Origin of the sequence: Pyxidicoccus fallax (genome assembly GCF_012933655.1) — a bacterium.
In the GTDB taxonomy this organism is placed as follows: Bacteria; Myxococcota; Myxococcia; order Myxococcales; family Myxococcaceae; genus Myxococcus; species Myxococcus fallax.
In genome coordinates this window covers 1-6,696 of record NZ_JABBJJ010000502.1, presented here as the reverse complement: position 1 = coordinate 6,696, position 6,696 = coordinate 1, and the positions used below count along the sequence as shown (strand labels likewise).

The window sequence follows — 6,696 nt, the reverse complement described above, 5'->3', positions numbered from 1 at the left end:
TCATATGTGTTTAAGAGACAGGCCCCACCACCACCGTGGACACGTACGCGGCGATGATGACGGCCAGCGACAGCGTGTCCGCCCGGGTCGGCTCCTGCAGGGGCTGCAGGAGCAGGCGGGCCACCGTGATGACGAGCGACAGGCTCGCCGCCACGGTGCGAAACAGGACCAACCACACCAGACGCGAGCGGAAACCTCCGGCTTCCGCCCCGCGCGCGCCGCCCGCCGGGGAGCTACTGGATGGCACCGGCAATGGAGAAGATGGGCAGGTACATGGCGATGAGGAAGCCGCCGACCACGCCACCGAGGAACACCATCATGATGGGTTCGATCATCGACGTGAGCGCGCCGACGGCGGCGTCCACCTCGTCATCGTAGAAGTCGGCGATCTTGTTGAGCATGGTGTCCATGGCGCCGGTGGCCTCACCCACGCCAATCATCTGCACCACCATGGAGGGGAAGACCTTGGTGTCCGCCAGCGGGCCCGCGATGTTCTTGCCCTCGGAGATCTTCCCGCGCACGTAGTAGATGGACTCTTCCACCGTGCGGTTGCCGGCGGTCTTCGCGGTGACGTCCAGCGCGTCGAGGATGGGCACGCCCGAGGAGAGCATGGTGCCCAGCGTGCGGGTGAAGCGCGCCACCGCGACCTTGCGGACGACGGGGCCGAACAGCGGGGCCTTGAGGAAGACCTTGTCCCAGAACTTGCGGCCCTTGGGGTTCCGGTAGCTCCAGGAGAAGGACACCACCAACACGATGATGGTGCCGAGGACGTAGTACCAGTTGCCCTGGGCCCATTCCGACATGTCCACCACGAACTGGGTGGGGCCCGGCAGCTGCGAGCCGAAGTCCGCGAACATCTTCGCGAACACGGGCGTCACCTTCAGCAGGAGCAGCGACGTCACGCCGAGGGCCACCAGGAGGACGATGGCCGGGTAGGTCATCGCGCCCTTGACCTTGGCCTTGAGCTTCTCGTTCTTCTCGCGGTAGGCCGCGAGGCGGTTGAGGATGGAGTCGAGGATACCGCCCACCTCACCCGCGGCGCACAGCTGGGTGTAGAGCTCGTCGAAGACCTTGGGGTGGTCCTTGAGGGCATCCGCGAAGGTGCTGCCCTGCTCCACCTTGCCCTTGATGGCGAACAACACCTTCTTGAAGGCGGGGTTGTCCATCTGGGACGCCAGGATGTCGAGGCACTGCACCAGCGGCAGGCCGGCGTCGATCATCGTGGCGAACTGACGGGTGAAGATGAGGATGTCCTTGCCCGTCACGCCGCCCAGGCCGGGCAGCACGATGTCGCCGTCCAGGGCGCTCTTCTTGCGCACCTTGGTCGGGTTGAGGCCCAGGGACTTCAGGCGGGCGTTGACGGCCTCGACGTCCGAGGCTTCCATCTCCCCCTTCTTGACCTCTCCACCCTTGGTCTTCGCCTCCCAGAGGAACTGGGCGACGTTTTTCTTGGGGGCTACCGCCTTCTGGACTGCCGGTGTTGCCATGAACTGGACCTCCGCGGACGCCGCGCGAGTCTAACCCCTGATTTCAAATTCCTGGAACTAACGACCGCCCGCTCCCCCGGCCGGCCGCTGCGGCATCCCCTGCCCGCCGCCGGTGGCCAGGATGTTGCGCAGCTCCTCCGGGTCGCTGGAGCGGCCGAAGGCCTCGTCCTGGGCGATGATCCGGCGCAGCAGGAGCGCCGCCAGGGCCTGGTTGAAGGTCTGCATGCCGTACTTCGCCTGGCCCACCTGCATGGAGGAGTAGATCTGGTGGACCTTGTCCTCGCGGATGAGGTTGCGGATGGCGGGGTTGGGCACCATGACCTCCAGCGCGAGCACGCGGCCGGGGCCGCCCGCCTTGGCCACCAGGGCCTGGCTCATCACGCCCTCGAGCACGAAGGACAGCTGCGCGCGCACCTGCGGCTGCTGGTACGGAGGGAAGACGTCCAGGATGCGGTTGATGGTCTGCACCGCGCTGTTGGTATGCAGCGTGGCGTAGCAGATGTGACCCGTCTCGGCGATGGTGAGCGCCGCCTCGATGGTCTCCAGGTCGCGGAGCTCGCCGACGAGCACCACGTCCGGGTCCTGGCGGAGGATGTACTTGAGGGCCGTCTTGAAGTTGCGCGTGTCCGCGCCCACCTCGCGCTGGTTGACGAGGCAGTTCTTGTGCGGGTGCAGGTACTCGATGGGGTCCTCGATGGTCATGATGTGCTCATGACGCTCGGTGTTGATCTTGTCGATCATCGAGGCCAGCGTGGTGGACTTGCCCGAGCCCGTGGGGCCGGTGACGAGGATGAGGCCGCGGGGCTTCTTCACCAGCTCCGCCACCACCGGGGGCAGGCCCAGCTCCTGGAAGGTCAGGATCTTGAAGGGAATGGTGCGGAAGGCCCCGGCCACCGCGCCGCGCTGCATGAAGATGTTGGCGCGGAAGCGCGACAGGCCCTTCACGCCGAAGGACAGGTCCAGCTCGTTGTCCTCCTCGAACTTGTGCTTCTGGGCGTCCGTGAGGATGGAGTAGCAGAGCTGCTTGGTCTGCACGGGGGACAGAGCCTCCGTCTTCAAGGGGACGAGCTCGCCGTCCACGCGCAGCTGGGGCGGAGAGCCGGTGGTGACGTGGAGGTCGGAAGCGCCCTTCTCGACCATCGCCTTGAGGAGCTGGTGCAGGTTCACGGGGGGATGTCCTTCGGGTGAAGCGGTGGGGGGAGGCGAGACTAGAAGCGGTCCGGCGCGGTGTTGCCGACGACTTCCTCGAGGGTGGTGAGGCCGTCCATCATCTTCCTCAGGGCGGACATGCGCAGGCTGCTCATGCCGAGGCGGATGGCCTCCTGCTTGAGCTCGGCGGCGGAGGCGCCGTTGATGACCAGCTCCTTGAGGCCGTCCCAGAAGGGCATGACCTCGTAGATGGCCACGCGGCCGCGGTAGCCACGGTCATTGCAGTCGCGGCAGCCAACCTTCTCGTACATCGTGAAGGTGCCCATCTTGTCCGGCGGCACGCCCGCGTCGATGAGGGCCTGCTCGTCCACCTTCTCCGCCGGCTTCTTGCAGGCGGGGCAGAGGCGGCGCGCCAGACGCTGGGCGAGGATGAGGTTGAGCGAGGCCGTCACGAGGAACGGCTCGATGCCCATGTTGAGCAGACGGCTCACCGTGCCCGGGGCGTCGTTGGTGTGCAGCGTGGAGAGCACCAGGTGGCCCGTGAGCGCCGCCTTCACGCCGATTTCCGCCGTCTCGAAGTCGCGGATCTCACCAATCATGATGATGTCCGGGTCCTGGCGGAGGAAGGAGCGCAGCGCGGCCGCGAAGTTCAGGCCGATGTCTTCATGCATCTGCACCTGGTTGATGCCGGCGAAGTTGAACTCGACCGGGTCCTCGGCGGTGCAGATGTTGGTGTCCACGCCGTTGAGGCTGGAGAGCGCGGAGTACAGCGTCGTCGTCTTGCCGGAGCCCGTGGGGCCCGTCACCAGCACCATGCCGTAGGGCCGGTCGATGGCCTCCTTGAACCAGGCCAGGGGCTGCGCGTCGAAGCCCAGCTTGGTCATGTCCAGCTGGAGGTTGCTCTTGTCGAGCAGACGCATGACGACCTTCTCGCCGAAGAGCGTGGGGCACACGCTCACGCGGAAGTCCATCTCCTTGCCGCCGCCAATCTTGATCTTGATGCGGCCGTCCTGCGGCAGGCGCCGCTCGGAGATGTCCAGCGCGGCCATGATCTTCAGACGCGAGGTGATCGCGTTGCGAAGCTTCATGGGCGGACGCATGACCTCGTACATCACGCCGTCGATACGGAAGCGGACGCGGAAGTCCTTCTCGTACGGCTCGATGTGGATGTCGGACGCGCGCTTCTTGATGGCGTCCATGAGGATGAGATTCACGAGCTTGACCACCGGCGCGTCGTCCGCGGCCCGGGTCATCTCATCCAGGTTCTCCGTCTCCTCCTTCACCGTCTCGATGTCGTCGCCCACGTCGCCGACGATGTCCTCGAGGGAGGGGCCCTTCTCCGCGTAGTAGCGCTCAATGGCCTCGCGGATGGAGACCTCGGAGGCCACCACCGTCTCGATGTTGTAGCCGGTGAGGAACTTCAGGTCGTCCACCGCGAAGATGTTGGACGGGTCGCACATGGCGACGATGAGCGACGGTCCGGCGCGGTTGACGGGGATCACCAGGTGCTTCTCGGCCACTTCCTTGGGCACGAGCTTGATGATCTCCGGGTCGATGTCGAAGTCCTTCAGGTTGATGGCCGGCACGCCGTACTGCTTGGAGAGGAAGTCGGTGAGCTTCGACTCCTCGATGGCGCCCGTCTTGATGAGGGCGGTGCCGATGCGCGTGCCGTTCTTCTGCTGCTCTTCCTGGGCCTTGCGAAGCTGCTGGACGGAGATGAGGTTCTCGCGAACCAGCAGTTCACCGAGTCGACCGGACATGCGTTGAAGCCTCTTCCTTGTGGAAAGAAGGACGAGACGGGCATGGAGCCCATCCCGCGGACTGAAGACTGTCGGGAGATGCCAGGGGCCACCTGAGGCTCCTGGCATGGTTCCTGATGGGGATTAGACGGGAGCCTCGCGTGCGCGTCAAGGCGCCCCCACGTGCTCCCTTGCCAGGTCAACCCGTTGAAGAGACACGGAAAAACGCTCAGTCACCCACACCGGCGATGACAGTGCGCGCGGCCTCCACGTCTCGCTTGATCTGCCCGACGAGCTCCGCCACGGAGCCGAAGCGCTGCTCGGGGCGCAGCCGCTCCAGGAACTGCACCCGCAGTTCCTTCCCATAGAGGTCGCCGGTGAAGTCCAGCAGGTGGGCCTCGATGGTGACCTCGCTGCCGCCGAAGGTGGGCTTCACGCCAATGTTGGCGGCGCCCGCATGCCAGGTGCCCCCTGACTCACCCGGCAGGTGCACGCGGATGGCGTACACGCCGGGCGCGGGGCGCAGCTCGTTCTGCGTGTCCACGTTGGCGGTGGGAAAGCCGATGCCCCGGCCCCGCCCCGCGCCGGCCACCACCGTGCCGTCCAGATCGAAGGGGCGGCCCAACAGCCGCCGCGCGGCGGACACGCGGCCCTCGAGGATGTACTCGCGCACCCGCGAGGACGAGGCGACGACGCCGTCCACGGTGACGGGCGCCACCACGTGCACCCGGGCGCCGCGGCGGGCGGCCGCCTCGCGCAGGGTGGCCACGGTGCCGCCGCGGGCCGCGCCGTAGGTGAAGTCGCTGCCCACCACCACGTGCGCCACGCCGAGCGCGTCGAAGAGGGCGGCCTCGAAGTCGGCCGGGGAGGTGCGCGCGTAGTCCCGGGAGAAGGGCTGCACCACGGCGGCCTCCAGGCCACACGCGGCGAACAGCTCCAGCTTGCGGGGCAGCAGGGTGATCAGCTTCGGCGCCAGCTCCGGCTGGAGCACCTTGCCCGGGTGGGGGTGGAAGGTGAAGGCGGCGGCCGCGCCGTGGCGGCGGGCCTCGGCGAAGAGGGCCTGGTGGCCCACGTGGACGCCATCGAAGTTGCCCAGCGCGAGCGCCTGGCCGGCCAGCGCCCGGCCCGCCTCCGCCACCGAGTGGAAGACCTTCATGGCCCTCCGTATACCCCAGCCGGCGCGCGGACGGCCCACGCGTTTTTCCCTGGCCAAACCCGGCGCCGGCATGGTTGGAGGCCCCGCCCATGCCTCGTCCCCGCCTGCTGCCCGAGCCCGTCGGGCTCAAGTTCGTCACCCAGGAAACACCCCCGGACTGGGACGCGGAGTTCGGCTACGCCGGGCCCCTGGAGCTGGAAATCGGCTCCGGCGCCGGCGGCCACGCCCTGGAGTACTGCCGCCGCCACCCCGAGGTGCGCTTCATCGCCTTCGAGTGGCGCAAGAAGTACGCGCGCGACACCCAGAACCGCGCGGACAAGGCCGGCATGAAGAACCTGCGCGTCATCGAGGCCGACGCCCGCTTCGTCGTGCCCCGCATCTTCGCCCCCAACTCGCTGTCCGCCGTCCACCTCCAGTTCCCCGACCCCTGGTGGAAGCGCGCCCACGCCAAGCGCGCCGTCATCCAGCCCGCCTTCGCCCAGCTCCTGTACGACAAGCTCGCACCGGGCGGCCTCTTCGACATGCGCACGGACGTGAAGGACCGCGGCGAGTCCATGCTGCTCATCCTGGAATCCGTGGGTTTCCAGAACCCCCTGGGTTCAGGGGTGTTCCATCCTTATGACCCCGAGGAGGTCCCCTCCACGCGGGAGCGGCGCTACCTGTCGAGCGGGGAGCCGGTGTACCGGGCGCGGCTGCGCAAGCCGCTCTGATGACGGGATGACGGGCACTTGCCTGCCCCCTTGGCTTCGCCCTCTTGGCAGGTGAGAATTGCACGTATTCCCGCACCGCGGGAGGATTGCACCGGGGGCGAAACGTCATGGGGGATGGCGAACGGAAGAGGACGCTGGAGGTTGCCCGCCGTGTCTCATCCGGCGGGGAGCTCAGCGGCCGCACGGTGCTCATCGTGGATGACGACCCCGCGCACGTACGCCATGTGCGCGACGGGCTGGCGCCACACGGTTACATCTTCAAGGAAGCCCACGACGGGACGCAGGCGCTGTCTGCCATCCGGCAGGCGCGGCCGGACCTCATCCTGATGGACGTGGAGATGCCGGGGCTGGGCGGGGTGGAGGTGTGCCGCATCATCAAGGCGAACGCGGGGGAGGACGGCTTCGGCTTCATCCCGGTGATTCTGATGACGGCGCGGCAGGCGGCGGGGAAGGTG

The 6,696-nt window shown here is 67.4% G+C and carries 7 protein-coding genes; 2 read left to right on the top strand and 5 right to left on the bottom strand.

The annotated features are described in order from the left end of the window. Positions 1–10: 10 nt before the first annotated feature. The 5 genes from HG543_RS50135 to HG543_RS50115 form a co-directional block, all read right to left on the bottom strand. A complete protein-coding gene (locus HG543_RS50135) occupies positions 11–172 on the bottom strand; it encodes a hypothetical protein (protein ID WP_169352074.1) in 162 nt (53 codons plus the stop codon). A gap of 61 nt (positions 173–233) precedes the next feature. After that, complete coding sequence (gene pilC, locus HG543_RS50130) at positions 234–1,487, bottom strand: type IV pilus assembly protein PilC (RefSeq protein WP_169352080.1); 1,254 nt, start codon at positions 1,485–1,487, stop codon at positions 234–236. A 57-nt stretch (positions 1,488–1,544) separates the two neighbouring features. Next, on the bottom strand, positions 1,545–2,654 hold the full coding sequence (locus HG543_RS50125; RefSeq protein ID WP_169352079.1) for a PilT/PilU family type 4a pilus ATPase: 1,110 nt from the start codon (positions 2,652–2,654) through the stop codon (positions 1,545–1,547). Between the two features lie 41 nt (positions 2,655–2,695). After that, positions 2,696–4,396 (bottom strand): type IV-A pilus assembly ATPase PilB, encoded by a 1,701-nt coding sequence (gene pilB / locus HG543_RS50120; protein ID WP_169352078.1) that lies wholly within the window; start codon positions 4,394–4,396, stop codon positions 2,696–2,698. Positions 4,397–4,604: 208 nt separating this feature from the next. Next, complete coding sequence (locus HG543_RS50115) at positions 4,605–5,531, bottom strand: bifunctional riboflavin kinase/FAD synthetase (protein ID WP_169352077.1); 927 nt, start codon at positions 5,529–5,531, stop codon at positions 4,605–4,607. Positions 5,532–5,620: 89 nt separating this feature from the next. Here HG543_RS50115 and trmB point away from each other — a divergent pair, with 89 nt between their 5' ends. Together trmB and HG543_RS50105 are read left to right on the top strand one after the other, a co-directional pair. Then, complete coding sequence (gene trmB / locus HG543_RS50110; RefSeq protein WP_169352076.1) at positions 5,621–6,241, top strand: tRNA (guanine(46)-N(7))-methyltransferase TrmB; 621 nt, start codon at positions 5,621–5,623, stop codon at positions 6,239–6,241. A gap of 107 nt (positions 6,242–6,348) precedes the next feature. Continuing rightward, positions 6,349–6,696: response regulator (locus HG543_RS50105; protein WP_169352075.1), on the top strand; the 348-nt coding region annotated here is incomplete at its 3' end.